We start from the raw sequence: 16,744 nt of genomic DNA, 5'->3' as shown, positions 1-16,744 counted from the left end.
GCTACGGCAGGCGGGTGTGTTCGGCTCGGCTGGCGGCGATGCGCTGTGCGGCGAGCCCGCGGGCCCGCTCGGTGTCGTGCTTGGTGAGCCGGGCGAGGATCGTCGCGAGCGGCCTGACCTCCCCGTACCCACCCCAGTGGCCCTCAGGGATCTCGGTGGGGAACACCCAGATCCGGCCGGCATCGCGCGGCCAGGCACCGTTCTCGGCCTCCAGGATCGCCTCGGTGACGTCAGCGATGACGCCCGCCCGCGTCTTCTCGTCGAGCTGCCCCTCAGGGACAGACGGGACGACCTTGTAGTGCGGCGCGTTCGCGGGCGATCCGCCAACGTAGACGGCGACCGGCCGGTGCAGGAAGACCCAGGAGACGGACCGGGTCACCGGGTCGGCGGGGTCGAATCCCTCGTAGCGGATCAGAATCTCGGTGATTTGGTTCAGCAGTGCTGCCTCGGCATCGGGCTGGAGCGCACCGTCGGGGATGTACACGTCGAGCATGGGCATGGCCGCCTCCTCGGTTTATTTCTTCAACTCAGCGCCCGGAGCCTAAGGAGGCTGAGTAGAAATTGTCAACCCAGATCGGTACGATCAGCCCGTGGAGATTCAGCGGATCGACCCCGTGAACTGTTCGGTGGCCCGCGCCCTCGCGATGGTGGGTGAACGCTGGTCGCTGCTGATCGTGCGCGAGGCACTGGACGGAGCACGCCGGTTCGGGGAGTTCCGGGCCCGCCTCGGCATAGCGAGCAACCTTCTGGCCACCCGGCTCGACACCCTCGTGGCGGCCGGAGTGATGCGACGCGTCCCCTACCAGGAACCCGGCGACCGGCAGCGCTTCGAATACCACCTCACTGAACAGGGCCAGGACCTGCGGCCCACGCTGGTTGCCCTACTGGAGTGGGGCGACAAGTATCTCGCCGACCCGCAGGGGCCGTCGGTCATCGTCCGGCACCGCCCCGCCGACGATGACACCGCCTGCGAGGAGCCGGTGAGGGTCGTTCTCGAATGCGCTGCGGGGCACACCCGTCTACCACCGGAAGCCGTCTACCGCGCCCCCGGACCGGGCGCCCGCTTCCTGGACCCCGCTAGGTGTACTGACCACAGAGGTTGAGTACGCAGTGACACGATCTTCGGAGTTGTTGAAATGAGGGAGGGCCTGCGGGCCTCGCTACCGGCTCACCGATGGGCCTGCGCCCGGCAGGGTGCGAACCACACGAGCTACATCCTGGTCCGTGCGTACGCTTGCAGTGCGTCGCGGACGAACGTCGCCCCCGCGGCGTCGTCGTACATGCCGGCGAAGCGGGGGTCGTCGACGTACATGTCCCCCAGGCATTTCACCATCTCGATCGAGCGCTCCCGGTCGCCCTCGGCCGTGGGAGTACCCGGGATCTGGCTCAGCCACTGGACGTGCCGGGCAGCCAGTGACTGAGCGTGCTCCGATGTCGGGGAAACCTCGGCCTTCGCTGCGGCGACCCATGCGGCGACGAGGTCCTCGGTGTCCTGCTTCCAGGCCCGCTGCTGGTCAAGGCTCTTGCCGTGCCACCAGTCATTACCCGCTTGGAACGCGCGCTCGCCCCAGCGTGAGATCACCTCGTCCTTGTAGCGGTCGTTGAACCCCGCCAACATAACGTCCATCCGCGGTTCCGCCCCCGCCTGCAGGGCCTCGAGCGTGTGACGCACAGACCGGATCTGCTGTTCGATGCGGTCCCGTTCCGCTTCCAGCGCGGCGATGTGGGCACGGAGCCCGGCGCACGTGTCCACCTCGTCGGCCAGGACCTCGGCGATGGCCGGCAAGCCCATGCCGAGCTGGCGCATGAGCAGGATCCGCTGTAGCCGGGCGACCGCGGCAGAGTTGTAGTAGCGGTACCCGTTCGCGCCGACCCGGGACGGGGCCAAGAGCCCGACGCGGTCGTAGTGACGCAGGGTACGGCTGGTGATGCCGGCCCTCGCCGCGAGCTCCTGGATCGTCCACTCCATCGTTCCAGTGTTACCCGCGGCGGAGCGTGGTTGCGATGATCTCCGAGCTGGCGGCGTGCAGGGCCTGCGCCGCCGTCTGCCCGGTCACCGAAAGGTAGGTGTCGACCAGCCGGTTGCCTGCGGCGTACCCGGCGCCCATCGGCAGCCCCACCGGGGTGACACCGAGGTGCTCGGCGCCGGGGTCGCCGTGCACCCAGGCAGTGAAGTTCTGCATGCCTGTCACGTCGAGCCCGGTGAGCACCTTGTCGAAGACCGCGTCGTCGTGCAGGTGCGGCACGCCGATGCGGGCGGGGCCGAGCTCGTCGCCGTAGAGCTGGCGGGCGAAGGCGTCGGCCAGGCCCTCGGAGACGATGTGCTCGCCGACCGTGACGGTCATCGGGTCCCACACGACCCCGCCCGGGCTGAATCTCAGGTTGTGGTGGAGTTCGTGCACGGCGGTGCCCTCCAGCCGCTCCACGTTCTCGGGGAAGGGCCAGAACGTGATGGCGATGTTGCCCGAGATGCCGCCGAACCCGGTCACTCCTAGGCAGGGACCCATGAAGTGCTTGTCAGCCGGATCGCCGAGGACGAACAGCACGGTGATGTCCGGGGCCTCCAGCCCCGGCGTCGCCTCCAGCAGTACGGCGAGAGCGTCGTCGAGCGCGCGTTGCATCCGCTCCCAGGCTCCGGCCGCCGCCAGGGTTTCGAGCGCGTCGAGGCAACGCTCCTCGTCGCGGTCGATGGGGAACCCGGACGTTTCGAGGTGTATGGCCACCAGGTCGACCTCGCCGGGGTAGTAGCGGTACATGCCGCTGTTGGGTTCCAGCATCGAACGCAGCAGGTCAGCGCGCTCCGCGACCGGGGCCAGCAGGATCCGCCGCATGGCGGAGTAGGTGTCAAGAACAGTGATCGACATGGCCCCGATGCTAGAAGTTGACGCAGCGTCAAGGTCAAACCAGCGGCGCTCTTCGTCGAGGTACGGCCGGCATGGCGTCACCCAGTCCCGTCATGACCGGCGGTTCGCCGCTGCGATGGACTCACGCAACTTGGTCAGCCGCTGTTCCAGTGTGCGCAGCTCCTCGGTCTTGCAGTCCGCGGTGAACAGCATCCACGCGCACTTGCGTTCTACCGGTGTGCGGACAGCTCCTGAGCGAGTGTGGCCTGGTCGGGGGTGAACCTGGGGCGGCGTCCGCCGACCCGGCCGCGGGCCCGCGCCGTTCGCCGACACCTCGCGCGTGGTCGCCCCTCCCATGACGGGCTTCAGGCCGGCGCAGCGCCGGGCAGGGTGCTGGGGGGTGTCGGGCGGAGTCCGTCGAGGATGATGTGAAGATTGCGCTCCCACTGCTTATCGCTCGCTTGCATGCCTAGGGTGTGCTCACCCGTCGCAGCGGCGGCCAACAGGAATGGGACGTCCTGCCAGATAATGTCGGTGCGCATGGCGCCGGCCGCTTGGGCGCGCTCCACGAGACGCCGAATGCGTCCTCGCAGTTCCGTCAGACGCTGGGCGAGGGCGTCTCCGCAGGCGCCGCCGAGCGCCTCGCTGACACCGCAGCTCTCGGCCCGCAGGCGTACGTAAGCCGCCGCGAATACGCAGAGTCCGTGCCAGGGATCCGGATCCTCCAGAGCTCGATCGGCGACGTTCGCGATCTCGTCGAGGATCTCGTCGAGCACCGTCTCAAGAAGCACCTGAAGGGAGGGGATCCGCCGATAGAAGGTGCCGACACCGACACCCGCTCGGTCCGCGATCGCGTGTGCGGAGACTCCGACGCCGACCTCGGCAACGGCGATTCGGGCGGCCTCCACCAAGCGCTCGAGATTGCGCCGCGCGTCGGCACGCGGGCGACGCCCCGACTCGTCGACGAGCAGGCGGTCTACTGCGCTGGACGGCTGGCTCATGCGTTGATCCTACCGACAAGTGGACAGCTCCTGTCCGGTTGGCTAGGGTCTTAACCGGACAGAACTTGTCCGGTTGTCGTGGGAGGCCAGGAATGGAACCGAAGAAGATCCGGGTGGGCATCATCGGGGCGAGCCCCGGCCGGGGCTGGGCCGCTCGGGCCCACGTGCCGGCCTTGGCGGCACTACCGGAGTATGAGATCACCGCGGTCGGCACCAGCCGTCCCGAGAGCGCCAGTGCGGCGGCACGCCAGTTCGGCGCCGCGCAGGCCTTCACCGACGCCCGGCAACTCGCCGAGCACCCCGAGGTGGACCTGGTCGTCATCACCGTCAAGGTTCCCGCGCATGCCGAACTGGTCGAGGCCGCGCTGGCAGCCGGAAAGCATGTGTACTGCGAGTGGCCGCTGGCCCGGACCACCGACGAGGCCGACACCCTCACGAAGTCAGCCCGCAGTGCAGGTGTCCACCACGCGATTGGGTTGCAGGCACGCTATGCCCCTGCGATCGCCTACGCCCGCGAACTGGTCACGGGCGGCCATCTAGGACGTGTGACCTCAGCCACCGTGTACGCCGCCCGGGGCAAGGGGGCCGAGGGCCGTATCCCCGCCTGGGCCGCCTACACTCTCGACCGCGACACGGGCGCCGGAACGCTCGAGGTCGCGGGCGGGCACACGCTCGATGCGCTGCAGCACCTGCTGGGCAGCATCAGCGATGTTTCGGCCACCTTGTCCCTACAGCACCCCGTCTCCACCGTCGCCGAAACCGGCGAGGTGGTCGAGGCGACGAGCCCCGACCACCTCCTCCTCAACGCGACCCTCGTCAGCGGCGCCGTCGTGTCCGCTCACATCCACGACGCCAAGAAGACCGATGCCCGGACCCGCTTGGAAATCTCCGGCACCAAGGCAGACCTCGCCATCGTCTCCACCGCAGCAGGCGGCCCGGCGGGCATCCAGATCGGTGAACTGCGCCTGCTCGGGACAGACGCCTCGGATGCCACCTGGCGGGAACTGTCGATCCCCAGCCGATACCGCTGGACCTCCGGGATTGATCCGGCCGCACAGGGCTTCAACGTGGCCCAGATGTATGCCCGACTGGCCCTCGATCTGCGCACCGGCTCACGCGTCGTCCCGGACTTCGACGCCGGTCTGCGGCTGCACCGCCTTCTTGACGCCATCAGGCTCTCCGCGGAAACGGGAACCCGCCAATCCGTGGGTTGAATAGTGTCCCTACGACCGCTTCCACCTGGCCATGGACGAGCGCCAGGACCTGCCGGGCATCGCCTTTAGGCGTGCGGCGGGTCAGTCCTGCCGGCCCGGGCCGCGCACAGTCGCGCGAAAAGCGATCGGGGTCGTGCCGGTGCGCTGGTGGAAGTACTTGCTGAAGTTGGTGGCGCTGGAGAACCCGAGCCGGGCTGCGATGTGGGCGGCCGGCTGGTCACCGTGGGCCAGCAGTCGTTTGGCCTCCAGGACGATGCGGCGGTCGATGAACTCCTTGGCCCCGATGCCGGCAGCGGCCAGCGTGGCGCGTGACAGAGTGCGCGGTGAGTAGCCCAGGGCGCGAGCGTAGTCCTCGACCCGGTGGGTGCGGGTGAAGCCGGTCTCGACGGCGTCGCGGAAACGCAGGTAGGTCTGCCCGGGTTCCGGGGCAGGGCTGCCGGTGGGCGTGGCCAGGTACGTCAGGCGCAGCAGCAGCACGGCCAGCAGATGGCGCAGAGCGGTGACGTGCGCTTCCAGCGGCAGCTGTCCCAGGGCGCGGAACTCGTGGTGCAGATGGTCGACGGCGATGGTCAGCGCCTGCCGGTCGTCGCCCGCCGCGGTCCGCACCACCGGGGCGTGGGGGTCGTCCAGGCGGGCCGCCGCGGCGGTGGCGGGGTCAGGGAAGTCGGGCTCGAACAAAATCAAGGTGCCTTCGGCCCGGGTCAGGTCGCTCCACTGCTGGACCTGGCCGGGGCGTACCCACAACCACGTCCCGGGAGTGAGGGCGTATCCAGTGAAGTCGACCGTGTGCCACAGCTCGCCCGCGTGCAGGGTCAGCAGGTGGTGGAAGGCGGGCCGTTGCGGCCGTGCCAGGTGCTGCCGACGGATGCGGGTGCGAAGGTCGGCCAGGGGCATCACCTCAATGCCGGCCGGGGTGCCGACCGGAGCGGCGAAGGCGACCTCCGGGATGGCCCGCTCGGCATCGTGTCGGTTTTTCACCATCATCAGTCATCAGCGTATCCGGTGCCCTACCAGTTCGAACCCTACCTTTGGGAGTGCCACCGTACGTCGGGGACGCAGCGGTGGCGCCTGCAGGCAAGCCTGAGAAAGGGGCGGACGGTGGAACGGGTGCGAGTGAGGTATGCCATCGACGCTTACTGTCCCTGGTGTTACGGCTTCGGTGCGGCACTGGAGGCGTTCGCCGCGGCCAATGCCGAGTGCATCGACCTTCGGGTGCTGCCGGCCGGGTTGTTTTCCGGGGCTCGGGCCGGGCCGGTGGCCGCCTACCCGCAGCCGGCCGCGGCCGAGGCGCGCATCGGCGCACTCACTCGCTGCTGCTGCACGCCGTAGGCGGCGCCCACCGCCTCGGGGGCGCGCTGTCGACGGCTGCGGACCTGACGGCCGCGCTGCCGGCCTACCGGGACGCTCCCCCTTCCTGATCTGGTCCTGTCCCGCCACCGCTACCGGCGATCACCGATCTCCCATCGCATCTTCCATCGACAAGGAGCACACGCCATGACCACCACCAACGACGCCAAGATCACCGTGCTGCACGCCGCCGGGCAGCTGTTCGGCGACAAGGACCCCTCCGCCGTAGACCGCTGGGCCGCCCCCGGCTACATCCAGCACAGCGCCCTGGCCGCCGACGGCCCCGAGGCGCTGCGGCAGCTGGTGGCCGGTCTGCCGGACGACTTCCGCTACGAGGGCGTCCGCGTCATCGCCGACGGCGACCTGGTCGCCCTGCACGGCGTCTACCACGGTTTCGGGCGCGAGCCGCTGGTCGCTTTCGACATCTTCCGCGTCGAGGACGGCAGGCTCGCCGAGCACTGGGACGCGCTGACCCCGGTGGTGGCCACCACGGTCTCGGGCCGGTCCCAGACCGACGGCCCCGCCCAGATCACCCCGTCGGAGACGACCGAGGCCAGCCGGGAGCTGGTGACCGCATTCGCCGAGAAGGTCCTGGTCGGTGCCGACTACGCGGTGCTGAGCGACTACATCTCCACCGTGACCTACCACCAGCACAACCCGGAGGCCGGCGACGGCCTGGACGGGTTCGGCGCGGCCGCAGCCCGCTGGGCCGGCCAGGGCAGGAACCTCGTCTACAAGCAGATCCACAAGGTCATCGCCGAGGGCGAGTTCGTGCTGGTGGTCGCCGAGGGCGAGTTCGGCGTCCCGGTCGCCTACTACGACCTGTTCCGCGTGGCCGACGGCAAGATCGTCGAACACTGGGATGTCATCGCCCCCATCCCGGCCGACCTGCCGCACGGCAACGGCCTGTTCTGACCCGCCCCCGCCGGCCTGCCCCTGCCCTTCGCGCAGGCGGCAGGCCGGCCGCGGGCTGACGCGTGTCCCTTCTGCGCAGGAGCTGTCCATGGCCACCGGCCACCTGCTCGACCTGGCCGACTACCGGCACCTGATCGACCTTGACCAGCCGTTTCACCCGATCGCCGATCCCGCCCCGGCCCCTCGGCTCGGCGCGCTGGCCCGCAGCGCGCTGGATCTGCTGCAGGCCGATCCGGCGGCCAAGCAGCTGAGCCCGCACGGCCACGCCGCCCAGCTCGCCGACGCCGACGCCCGTCGGCTGCTGCGGGCGCTCATGGCCGTCCGCGAGCCCGGCCCGCTCGCGCGACAGGCCGCGGCCGCGCTGGATGCGCTGCTGGGCGGTGAGCGCATCACCCGCGCCGCGGTGGCGGCCTCGGCACTGCCGTCCATCGCCGAGCAGATCCCGCACACCGCCTACCCGGCCGCCGCGCACACCGCGCTGTGGCGGGGCGACATCACCACCCTGGCCGCCGACGCCATCGTCAACGCCGCAAACAGCGCCCTGCTCGGCTGTTTCCGCCCCCTGCACCCGTGCGTCGACAACGCCATCCACAGCGCCGCCGGCCCCCGGCTGCGCGACGACTGCGCCCTGATCATGGCCCGGCAGGTGAGGCCGGAACCGACCGGCACCGCGAAGATCACCCGCGGCTACCACCTGCCCGCCCGCTACGTGCTGCACACCGTCGGGCCTGTCGTCGACGGCCCCCTGCGCCCCGGCCACGCGGCCGACCTGGCCGCCTGCTACCGCACTTGCCTGGACCTGGCCGCCGCCGTCGGCGGCATCCGCACCGTGGCATTCTGCGCGATCAGCACCGGCGTGTTCGGCTACCCCAAAGCATCCGCCGCCCGCGTGGCACTGCGCACCGTCGCCGACTGGCTGAGCTCGCACCCCGGCCACCCGCAGAAGGTGGTCTTCACCGTCTACGGCGCCGGCGACGACGCCGTCTACCAGCAGGCACTCACCGCATGGGAGCAGCCGTCATGACCTACCGCCCTCACGCCACCGCCACTCCCACCGCCACTCCCACCGCCACTGCCGGTGCCAAGACCGGCGCCGTGGTGACCGACGTGCACGCCGGCGCCGATGCGCTGCGCTCCTGGCTCCAGGAAGCCGACCGGATCCTCATCGGCGCCGGTGCCGGACTGTCGGTCGCCGCCGGCTACGACTACGGCGACTCCCGGCGCTTCGCCGAACTGTTCCCCGCCCTGTACCGCCGAGGACTGCGGGCCCGCTACCAGCTCATCGGCCTGCCGCTCCCACCCGACCTGCTGTGGGGCTACTGGGCCGTGCATGTGGCCGACATCCGCTTCTCTCCCGGCCCGCACCCCGTCTACCAGCAGCTGCGCGCCCTGATCGGCGAGCGCGACCACTTCGTCATGACCTCCAACGTCGATGCCCTGTTCGCCCGCAACGGTTTCGACGCCGACCGGATCTTCACCCCGCAAGGCGACTACGGCCGCTACCAGTGCGAGCGGCCCTGCACCCGCACCACCTGGCCCAGCCAGCCGATCATCACCGCGGCCCTGGCCGCCTACGACCCGGCCACCGGCCGCATCACCGATCCCGCGGCCATCCCGTCCTGCCCCGGCTGCGGCGGCGAGGTCTTCCTCAACGTACACAAAGGCCCCGAATACCTGCCCGACCCCTACCTGCTCGCGGGCCGGCGGCTGCAGGCCTGGCTGGAGGAGAGCCCAGCCGATACACGACTGCTCGTGCTCGACATCGGCAGCGGCTACAACACCCCCAGCGTCATCCGCGGGCCGATGGAGCGCATCGCCCGCGCCCACCCCGGCGGCCGCCTGGTGCGCGTCAACCCCGGCCACCCCGAAGTGCCCGCCCAGCTGACTGGCCGGGCCCTGGGCATCGCCGCCGACATCGGCGACCTGCTGACCGCCTGACCCGCTGACCACCAACCGGACCTGGTGGTACACGGCCGAGATCTGGTGATGGGCGGCCACCGACTTCTGGTGGCTGGTGGCCATACTCCCTGGCGGGGGGTGTGTTCCGTTTCGATCAGCTCAATCATGTGCTGGGCCTGGACGTGTGTGGTCGTCAGCCTCGGCGCCACCGAGGTCGCCGCCGGCGCCCGCATGTTCTCCGGCGAGGTCGCCCGCCACCGACCCGTTCTGGTCAACGGCCTTCCCGGCCACATGTCCTGGCGCCCCGACGGAACCCCTCTCTCCGTCATCGCCTTCACGGTCACCGAAGGCCGGATCACCGGTATCCACATCGTCGTCGACCCGGCCAAACTCGCCTCGATCCATCTGCCCGCCCCGGTCTGAGCCGGCGCGTAGAAGCGAGCCTTGTCCGGTTCGAAGCCCGTGCTCGAGCCGTCGAGTGGGACGGCCGGGTGTGCCAAGACGTACGGAAGTTCTGCTTCCATGCCCCGAATGCAGAGCTCAGCGGACGATAAAGCCGCGATAGACCACCAGACGCCGCCGAAGCACCGGCCATTCGCCCTGCTTGATCCCCTTCAGTGCCATCGCGGCCGGCCAGATCGCCACCGCGGCGGCGACCAGCACTCCCATGATCAGCATGAACAGGCTCTCGATCTCCATGAGCCCTCCTCTAGTTGAAGGTTGAACTAGTCGCCTGTAACACGCCGACCCGCCCAGCTATTTCCACCCTGATGTTTTTTCGTCAGGAGCACCTTCGCCGTCGCCGATAAGGCTCACCAGCCGAGCTGGTCGCCGAGCCGCAACCGCAGCCACAGCACCAGACGCTCGTCCGGGTTGGCGAGATCGAACCCGAAGATCGTCTCGGCGCGGGAAAGCCGGTACCTGATCGTGTTCGGGTGCACGGCCAGCTGCTTGGAGGCGGCCGCGATATCCCTGTTGGCGTCCAGGTAGGCGAGGAGGGTGGACGCATAGGCGGTGCCGTGCTCGACATCGTGGGCGCGGACCGCCGGCCCAAGCCTGCGGGGCAGCGCTTCGTGCGCGGCCAGTATCTGGGCCAGCGCGGACAGCGTCGCGCTGGCCCACACCTCGTCGATCGTGGCCACCTGGCACGGTTCCGGGTCACCAGGCCGGTCGGTGCGTGCACGCAGGTTGAATCCGTCATCGGCAATCTCATCCGCGACCTCCGCTGACCCGAACCCTCCTTCGCCGCGGTCTTCTCGCCGGGTAGCCCTGATGCATTGCCGCATCAGGGCCCTCTCAGAACCGTGCGTGCCCCGGGCGCTGTTACTTCTCAGCGACATCACCTTCGAGCGGAAACGATCGCTGCCACTCGTCGCCTGTCCCGTGACATCGGACCTTGAGCTCTTGTCATCGACGGCTGAGCGGTCAAGTGCGCCGTCTCATCGCGGACATGGCCCAGATCTTCAATACTGACGGCTCATCACAGGCGGGCGATCCACTCGTCGCCCGTGAGGACGTCAGCACCCCTGGCCGGGAAGACGCGGTTGATCAGGAAGTCGTGCACGTCCGGTTCCCCGTCGGCGCAGGCGTCGCTGAGCACGGTCAGGCGGTAGTCGCGGTCGGCGGCGTCGTAGAACGTGGCGGCGACCATCGCCCCGGTCGCAACACCGGTCAGCACGAGCGAGTCGATGCGCTGGGCGCGCAGGAGCAGATCGAGGTCGGTCGCCGCGAACGCGCTGGCGCGGTGCTTGAGGACGACGGCCTCGCCCGGCAACGGCTCGATGCGCGGGTGCACGAGCGTCTCGGGGGATTCTTCGTGGAACAGCGTCCCCGCCCCGTGCAGGGCGCTGATCAACTGGTTTCCCGCTGCCACATCAAGGCCTGAGGCCCGGAGCCCGAAACGTACGAAGATCACCGGGATTCCGGAGGCTCTGGCCGCGGGGAGAACCTTCTCCATGACGGGAAGCACGTCGGCGGCGAAGGGGTAGTTGTCCACGATGCCCGCCTGCAGGTCGCCGACGATGAGCGCGGTGGTGGTCATACGATTTCCTTGTCTGTACGGCGCGCCATCGGCCATCCTCACGGACGTATCCTTGGCGTTGTTGTCGTCGATCTAGTACGACGATAGTGGGACAGATTCGCCTATAGGCCATTGGCCGCAGCGCAGGCGGCTTGGGGCGTAGGCCGCACTGCGGGCTCTATGTCCACCGCCCCCCGGGCGCGGCCTGCTTAGCTCTTTCGCTCGGCTGGCCTTCCTGAGCGGCCAGATGACGGATATGACGGCCGAAGTTGAGCATGCGATCCTTGGGCCGTGCACGTCACGCCGCATGTCGAACCGCATCCGCCGATGATCAGGCGAATCCGGCCGGGGCACTGGCTGGCGCTGGATCGGCTCGCCGCGATCGGCTACGCGTTCCCGGCCTTCCTGCTGCTGGCCAACGAGGTCCGTGGGGCCGAGAGGTTAGCGGCCGTCCCCGCGGGTGTCGTCGTGACGGCGCTGCCGATCGCGCTGCGCCGTCAGCGGCCGGTCGTCGCGCTCGCGATCGCTCTGGCCGGGCTGGTCGCGGCGGAGCTGGTCGAGCGCAGGACGATCATCTTGGGGATGCTGTCCGTGGCCTACGTCCTGTACGCGGTGGCGGCCCTCTGCCGTCCGCGCACCGCCTTCGTCGCGCTTGGGACGGCACTGGCCGCCGCCGCGGCGACCGGGGCTCCCGACTTCCCGCGCGTGGGCGGTGCCCTGGTGATCTCCGTGCTGCTGTTCACCACCGTCTGGACCGTCGGGTACGCCGTGGGCATGCATCGCCGCCACCTCGGGGAGTTGCTGCGCAACCAGGCAAGGCTGGCCAGGCAGAGTGTGACCGACGAGCGGATGCGCATCGCCCGCGAGCTGCACGACGTCGTCGCGCACGGCATGAGCGTGGTCACCGTACAGGCAGGATTCGGCGCCCTGGTGATCGACGACGACCCGCAGGAGGCGCGGGCCGCGCTCGCGGCCATCGAGACTACGGGCCGCCAAAGCCTGGCCGAGATGCGGCGGCTGCTGGGCGTGCTCCGCGAGGAGGAGCGCGACAAAGGACCCGAGCTGGCGCCCGTCCCCGGGCTAGCCGACCTCGACCCGCTCGTGGAGCGGACCGCCGGGGCGGGGGTGCGGGTGGAGCTCACCATCACCGGGCAGCCGCGCGCGCTGCCCTCAGGGATCGACCTGTCGGCGTATCGGATCGTGCAGGAGGCGCTGACCAACGTGGTGAAGCACGCGGCCACCGGCTCCGCCAGGGTGACCCTGCGCTACGGCCCGGACGAGCTGTCCATCGAGGTCGCCGACGACGGCCTCGGCTGCCGGAAAGCCGGCGGGCCGTCCCCGGGCCACGGCCTGGTCGGCATGCGTGAGCGCGCGCACCTGTACGGCGGCGCGTTCCACGCGGCGGGCCTGCCCGAAGGCGGTTTCCGCGTCACCGCCACCCTCCCCCTCCCCTCCACGGAGCACCCGGCATGAACCTCGCCCTGACCGCCGCTCTCGCCGTACCCGGGCGCGCGACGTGACCGTCCGCGTGGTGGTCGCCGACGACCAGGCCCTCGTACGGGCGGGGTTGTGCGGCATCGTGAACACGGCCCAGGACCTGACCGTCGTCGGCGAGGCCGGCACCGGGCTGGAGGCCGTCAAGGTGGTCCGCGCGCAGGCGCCGGACGTGGTGCTCATGGACATCCGGATGCCCGGCATGGACGGTCTGGAGGCCACCCGCCTGATCACCTCGTCCGGCGACACGAAGGTGCTGATCCTCACCACCTTCGACCTGGGCGATTACGTGTACGCGGCCTTGCGCGGCGGGGCCAGCGGGTTCCTGCTCAAGGACACCCCCGCCAGGGACCTGCTCACGGCGGTCAGGGTCGTCTCGGCGGGCGACGCGCTGCTCTCCCCCAGCGTGACGCGGCGGTTGATCAGTGAGTTCGCCGGACGGGACCGGCCTGAGCAACTGGAGGGCATCACCAGGCGCGAGCGGGAGGTGCTCACGCTGGTCGCCGAGGGACTGTCCAACGGCGAGATCGCCGAGCGGCTGCACATCGGGCCGGGCACGGCCAAGACCCATGTCAGGCACCTGCTGACCAAGCTGGACGCCCGCGACCGCGTGCACCTGGTGATCATCGCCTACCGCAGCGGGCTGGTCTCCGTCCGCTGAACCTGATATCAGCCGGAGGGCGTAGTCCACCGGTGCGAGATGAGCCCTGGGGTAGACGACCTCGGCCGGAGCACGTCACTAGCTTCGGAGCACTCCCACTTCAAAAGATCTGAAGGAGTGCGTTTTGACCTCCCCTCGAGTGGTGTGCGCCGCCGCCCTGCTGGCCGTCGCGTCGCTGGCCGTACCGACTGCCGTCCAGGCCAAGACAGAGACCAGGACACAGGCTCAAGCAGCGGGCCAGGCACAGTCGCCGCGCCAGGCCGCGGCTCCGCCCCAGCTGACCCTGCCGGCGCCCGCGGGGCCCTCCCCGCTCGGCACGGTGTCCCTGCATCTGGTCGACCGTTCAAGGAAGGACCCTTTCGCGGGCGCCGGCCGCGACCGCGAACTGATGATCAGCCTGACCTACCCGGCCAGTAAGGTCGCCGGGCACCCGGTCGCGCCGTGGCTGCCGCCCAAGGCGGCGGCCGAGTACCTGCGCGAGGAGGGTCTGCCTCCGGGGGCCGTGCTGCTGCCGCGGACCCACGGGCACGAGGGCGCGCCCGCCGACCGGCGTGGGGGGCGGGTGCCTGTGGTGCTGTACTCCCCGGGCAACGACTCCTTCCGCTCGGCCAACACCGTGGTGGTCGAGGAGCTGGCCAGCCGGGGATACGTGGTGGCCACGATCGACCACACCTATGACGGCCTGGTGGAGTTCCCCGACGGCCGGGTGGTGCCTCCGGCTCAGGACGGCGGCGAGACCGGCAAGGTGATCTACGAGCAGCGCATCGCCGACACCCGCTTCGTCCTGGACCAGCTGGCGGTGCTGAACCGCGGCGGCAACCCTGACGCCGAGCACCGCAAGCTCCCCATGGGACTGTGCGGCCTGCTCGACCTGAACCGGGTCGGCATGTTCGGCTACTCGGCCGGCGGGCCCACGGTCGCGTCGGCCATGTTCGAGGACCGGCGGATCAAGGCGGGGCTCGCCATGGACGGCCCGGTGGCGGGCCCGGTCGTCACCGCAGGGCTGGACCGTCCGTACATGCTGATGACCGCCACCAAGGCCGTCCGCACCCGCATCCCTGACCTGGCCACGTTCTGGTCGAATCTCAAGGGCTGGAAGCTCAACATCACGACCGAAGGGGTCGAGCACGTCTCCTACGGCGACATGGAGATGATCGCCCCGCAGGTGGCCTCACTGCTGAAGTGGACGCCCGCCCAACTCGCCGAGCAGATCGGCACACTCGCCCCCGCGCGTGGCGAGGCCGTCCAGCGGGCCTACCCGCTGGCCTTCTTCGACCAGCACCTGCGCGGCAGGGGCCACCTGCTGGACGGCCCGTCGCCGAGATTCCCCGAGGTCACCTTCATTCCCTAGTCGAGTAGCTCCAGTTCGTCGTCTTCGTCGTCTTCGTCGTCTCCGTCGTCGTGGGCGGCGTTGAGGGCCAGAGCTTCGCGCAGCCGTACCACGGTGGGGTCGGTGGTGGGGCTGTGGGCGGGGTCTTCCGCATCACCGACGGGCTGACTAAGGAGTTCGGCGAGGACCGATGCCGTCATTGACCAGCGCGACGACACGGCCAACGCCTGAGTCTGGTGTGGCGCGAAGGGGTGGCTACCTGGGTCTCGAGGGATACGGGGGCGCGCCAAGGGGCCGCCCCGTCAGGGAACCCGTGCCGTGAGGAGAGGCTGGACGAACAAGCTGTCTTCGGGCAGCATCCACGCGGGTGCGTCGAATCCGGCCTCAGTCACAAAACCGGTCAGTTGCTCCTTGGTGAGGGCCCAGTAAGTGGTACGCCGTACCGCGACACGCCAGTCATATTCCCTGCGTAGCATGCGGCGCATTTCGCCCAGCGCTCCCCTACGAAGACGCCGCCTTCGATGTTGCTTCCCGCCCCGCACGCTCAGCGGCGGCCGGGCTGATGTCGGTACCCGTGACCCGGTGCCCCAGCAGTGCAACGCCAACGGCCTGGGTGCCGATCCCACACGCGCAGTCCAGCACCGCAGCGGACTCCGCGCCAAGGGCTGAGCGGATCACTGCATCCAGGGCCTTGCCCTGGCGTTCCACTGCGCTGTCCCAATCGGCGTAAATGAGGTGGTAGTCAGCTGCCAGCTGATCGTAGAACCGTGCCACCGAAGTGTCGTTCATGACAGCCACGCTAGTGTCGGGGTTGCGAACGAAAAGTCGCGTTAGCAAGCCGGGCTCAGGTGGCTTCGCGTGACAATCCGTTCGAGGTCGCTCGTAGATTGCGAAGTCCGGAGTGTCAGCGTTGCGCGAGTGCTGCGTAGGCGGTGTCGCCAAGTGGTCGGCTCCCGAAGTCCTTCGGGGGTTGACTCCTGAGCCGACCACTAAGCGCCGCTTCGGCGCAGGAAGTCGCCGACAGTCCGGACAAAGAACTCCGGGTCGTCCAGCCATGGAATGTGCGCGGCGCCCGTCTGGACGACAAGTTCCCCGCGCAGGAGGAGCGCGGCAACCTCCGCAGCCTTGTCCGGGCGAGGGGACGGGTCCAACTCGCCCGCGAGCACCAGGACCGGCGCGTCGAGCTTGGTCAGCACCTCGCGCACCGCGGCCGCATCGTCGAACGCGCCGGGACCGGGATAGGCGTGGGCGGCCTCCTCGTTGTAGCCGTCCTCGCCGGAGGCGGCGTGGGCCTCCGCGGCCGCGTCCCAGCGGCCGTAGCTGAGGCGGTCCAGGAACCGCCAGTCGTCCTCGGTCGCCTCCCCGGCCATCGCCCGCTCGAAGGCGGGCACCGCCTCGTCGTACCAGGGCTCGCCGCTGCGCAGCGCGAGCGCTTCGCGCCGTCCCTCGATCGGGAACTCGATCCCGACCGCCCGGGCCCGGGCGGTCACCAGCACCAGCGACCGGATCCGCTCGGGATAACGGCCGGCGTAAAGCAGCGCAAGGTCGCCGGAGGCGGAGTGGGCCAGCACGTCGATCCGCTCCAGCCCGAGGTGCACCCGGAGCGCTTCGACGTCGTCCACCTGCCGGTCGACGCGGTAGCTCGACGGGTCGGCCGGAGTCTCGGACTCCCCTGTGCCACGCAGGTCGAGCAGCACGAGCGAACGCCCTGCGGCGGTTGGCAGGCCGCCCAGGTCACCGAGGTAGGCGGAGGCCTGCATCGGGCCTCCGGGGAGACAGATCAGCGGCTCGCCCTCCCCCAAGGTGCGGTAGGCGAGGCGGGTTCCGTCCGGAGCAGGAAATGTCGGCATCCGACCATCCTGACACCGGCCATCCACCACCCGCCACGCATTACCGGCCGCGGGTGTTCCGAAAGCGGCGTCGCCGCAGGTCAGAGCTGGGCGAGGGGCGCTATGGGGTTCATCATCTGGCTGATCGCCGCCGCCCTCGGCATCAGACGTGCCATGCGTCAGGGCTGGTC

Annotated in this window: 21 protein-coding genes; 10 read left to right on the top strand and 11 right to left on the bottom strand. The window is 69.8% G+C overall.

Features of this window, described 5'->3' with window-relative positions; all coding sequences use genetic code 11:
* Position 1: 1 nt before the first annotated feature.
* Complete coding sequence (locus ABZ297_RS11455) at positions 2 to 499, bottom strand: hypothetical protein (RefSeq protein WP_355343141.1); 498 nt, start codon at positions 497 to 499, stop codon at positions 2 to 4.
* 91 nt (positions 500 to 590) lie between these two features.
* Here ABZ297_RS11455 and ABZ297_RS11450 point away from each other — a divergent pair, with 91 nt between their 5' ends.
* Positions 591 to 1,103 carry a helix-turn-helix domain-containing protein gene (locus tag ABZ297_RS11450; RefSeq protein WP_355343138.1) on the top strand — a complete coding sequence of 171 codons (513 nt, stop codon included), beginning with the start codon at positions 591 to 593 and terminating at the stop codon, positions 1,101 to 1,103.
* Between the two features lie 107 nt (positions 1,104 to 1,210).
* Here the strand turns inward: ABZ297_RS11450 and ABZ297_RS11445 are convergent, their stop codons facing one another.
* From ABZ297_RS11445 to ABZ297_RS11435, 3 genes are all read right to left on the bottom strand, one after another.
* Entirely contained in the window at positions 1,211 to 1,969 is a 759-nt protein-coding gene (locus ABZ297_RS11445; protein ID WP_355343135.1) for a MerR family transcriptional regulator, read from the bottom strand.
* Between the two features lie 10 nt (positions 1,970 to 1,979).
* A complete protein-coding gene (locus ABZ297_RS11440; RefSeq protein WP_355343132.1) occupies positions 1,980 to 2,864 on the bottom strand; it encodes a DUF2268 domain-containing putative Zn-dependent protease in 885 nt (294 codons plus the stop codon).
* Between the two features lie 344 nt (positions 2,865 to 3,208).
* Positions 3,209 to 3,844, bottom strand: coding sequence for a TetR/AcrR family transcriptional regulator (locus tag ABZ297_RS11435; RefSeq protein WP_355343129.1), 636 nt, complete (start codon positions 3,842 to 3,844; stop codon positions 3,209 to 3,211).
* Between the two features lie 92 nt (positions 3,845 to 3,936).
* Here ABZ297_RS11435 and ABZ297_RS11430 point away from each other — a divergent pair, with 92 nt between their 5' ends.
* Positions 3,937 to 5,058 (top strand): Gfo/Idh/MocA family oxidoreductase, encoded by a 1,122-nt coding sequence (locus ABZ297_RS11430; RefSeq protein WP_355343126.1) that lies wholly within the window; start codon positions 3,937 to 3,939, stop codon positions 5,056 to 5,058.
* Between the two features lie 81 nt (positions 5,059 to 5,139).
* Here ABZ297_RS11430 and ABZ297_RS11425 read toward each other — a convergent pair whose 3' ends face one another.
* Positions 5,140 to 6,042 (bottom strand): helix-turn-helix transcriptional regulator, encoded by a 903-nt coding sequence (locus ABZ297_RS11425; protein ID WP_355343123.1) that lies wholly within the window; start codon positions 6,040 to 6,042, stop codon positions 5,140 to 5,142.
* Positions 6,043 to 6,165: 123 nt separating this feature from the next.
* Between ABZ297_RS11425 and ABZ297_RS11420 the strand changes: the two genes are divergently transcribed.
* From ABZ297_RS11420 to ABZ297_RS11400, 5 genes are all read left to right on the top strand, one after another.
* Positions 6,166 to 6,387, top strand: coding sequence for a hypothetical protein (locus tag ABZ297_RS11420; RefSeq protein ID WP_355343120.1), 222 nt, complete (start codon positions 6,166 to 6,168; stop codon positions 6,385 to 6,387).
* 165 nt (positions 6,388 to 6,552) lie between these two features.
* Entirely contained in the window at positions 6,553 to 7,320 is a 768-nt protein-coding gene (locus tag ABZ297_RS11415) for a nuclear transport factor 2 family protein (RefSeq protein WP_355343117.1), read from the top strand.
* Positions 7,321 to 7,408: 88 nt separating this feature from the next.
* Positions 7,409 to 8,344, top strand: a complete 936-nt coding sequence (locus ABZ297_RS11410; protein ID WP_355343114.1) for a protein-ADP-ribose hydrolase — start codon at positions 7,409 to 7,411, stop codon at positions 8,342 to 8,344.
* Entirely contained in the window at positions 8,341 to 9,258 is a 918-nt protein-coding gene (locus tag ABZ297_RS11405; protein ID WP_355343111.1) for a hypothetical protein, read from the top strand. The genes ABZ297_RS11410 and ABZ297_RS11405 overlap by 4 nt, the downstream gene beginning before the upstream one ends.
* Positions 9,259 to 9,384: 126 nt before the next feature.
* On the top strand, positions 9,385 to 9,642 hold the full coding sequence (locus ABZ297_RS11400; RefSeq protein ID WP_355343108.1) for a hypothetical protein: 258 nt from the start codon (positions 9,385 to 9,387) through the stop codon (positions 9,640 to 9,642).
* A 117-nt stretch (positions 9,643 to 9,759) separates the two neighbouring features.
* Here the strand turns inward: ABZ297_RS11400 and ABZ297_RS11395 are convergent, their stop codons facing one another.
* The 3 genes from ABZ297_RS11395 to ABZ297_RS11385 form a co-directional block, all read right to left on the bottom strand.
* Entirely contained in the window at positions 9,760 to 9,918 is a 159-nt protein-coding gene (locus ABZ297_RS11395; RefSeq protein ID WP_355343105.1) for a hypothetical protein, read from the bottom strand.
* A gap of 113 nt (positions 9,919 to 10,031) precedes the next feature.
* Positions 10,032 to 10,361 (bottom strand): helix-turn-helix domain-containing protein, encoded by a 330-nt coding sequence (locus ABZ297_RS11390; protein WP_355343102.1) that lies wholly within the window; start codon positions 10,359 to 10,361, stop codon positions 10,032 to 10,034.
* A 338-nt stretch (positions 10,362 to 10,699) separates the two neighbouring features.
* Positions 10,700 to 11,260, bottom strand: a complete 561-nt coding sequence (locus tag ABZ297_RS11385; RefSeq protein ID WP_355343099.1) for a cysteine hydrolase — start codon at positions 11,258 to 11,260, stop codon at positions 10,700 to 10,702.
* A gap of 306 nt (positions 11,261 to 11,566) precedes the next feature.
* Between ABZ297_RS11385 and ABZ297_RS11380 the strand changes: the two genes are divergently transcribed.
* From ABZ297_RS11380 to ABZ297_RS11370, 3 genes are all read left to right on the top strand, one after another.
* Positions 11,567 to 12,712, top strand: a complete 1,146-nt coding sequence (locus ABZ297_RS11380) for a sensor histidine kinase (protein ID WP_355343096.1) — start codon at positions 11,567 to 11,569, stop codon at positions 12,710 to 12,712.
* A gap of 43 nt (positions 12,713 to 12,755) precedes the next feature.
* Positions 12,756 to 13,394 (top strand): response regulator transcription factor, encoded by a 639-nt coding sequence (locus ABZ297_RS11375; protein ID WP_355343093.1) that lies wholly within the window; start codon positions 12,756 to 12,758, stop codon positions 13,392 to 13,394.
* A gap of 124 nt (positions 13,395 to 13,518) precedes the next feature.
* The gene (locus ABZ297_RS11370) at positions 13,519 to 14,745 is read left to right on the top strand and encodes a lipase (protein ID WP_355343090.1); all 1,227 of its coding nucleotides are present in this window, start codon (positions 13,519 to 13,521) and stop codon (positions 14,743 to 14,745) included.
* Here ABZ297_RS11370 and ABZ297_RS11365 read toward each other — a convergent pair.
* The 3 genes from ABZ297_RS11365 to ABZ297_RS11355 all read right to left on the bottom strand — a co-directional run bounded on the left by ABZ297_RS11365 (position 14,742) and on the right by ABZ297_RS11355 (position 16,574).
* The gene (locus ABZ297_RS11365) at positions 14,742 to 14,924 is read right to left on the bottom strand and encodes a hypothetical protein (protein ID WP_355343088.1); all 183 of its coding nucleotides are present in this window, start codon (positions 14,922 to 14,924) and stop codon (positions 14,742 to 14,744) included. The genes ABZ297_RS11370 and ABZ297_RS11365 overlap by 4 nt on opposite strands.
* A 301-nt stretch (positions 14,925 to 15,225) precedes the next feature.
* Complete coding sequence (locus tag ABZ297_RS11360; protein ID WP_355343085.1) at positions 15,226 to 15,513, bottom strand: methyltransferase domain-containing protein; 288 nt, start codon at positions 15,511 to 15,513, stop codon at positions 15,226 to 15,228.
* A gap of 200 nt (positions 15,514 to 15,713) precedes the next feature.
* Positions 15,714 to 16,574: an alpha/beta hydrolase gene (locus ABZ297_RS11355; protein WP_355343082.1), complete on the bottom strand. Its 861-nt coding sequence runs from the start codon at positions 16,572 to 16,574 to the stop codon at positions 15,714 to 15,716.
* Positions 16,575 to 16,744 lie beyond the last annotated feature (170 nt).

The sequence above is a fragment of the Nonomuraea sp. NPDC005983 genome (assembly GCF_040614375.1).
In the GTDB taxonomy this organism is placed as follows: domain Bacteria; phylum Actinomycetota; class Actinomycetes; order Streptosporangiales; family Streptosporangiaceae; genus Nonomuraea.
This window is presented reverse-complemented; position numbering and strand designations above follow the sequence as displayed.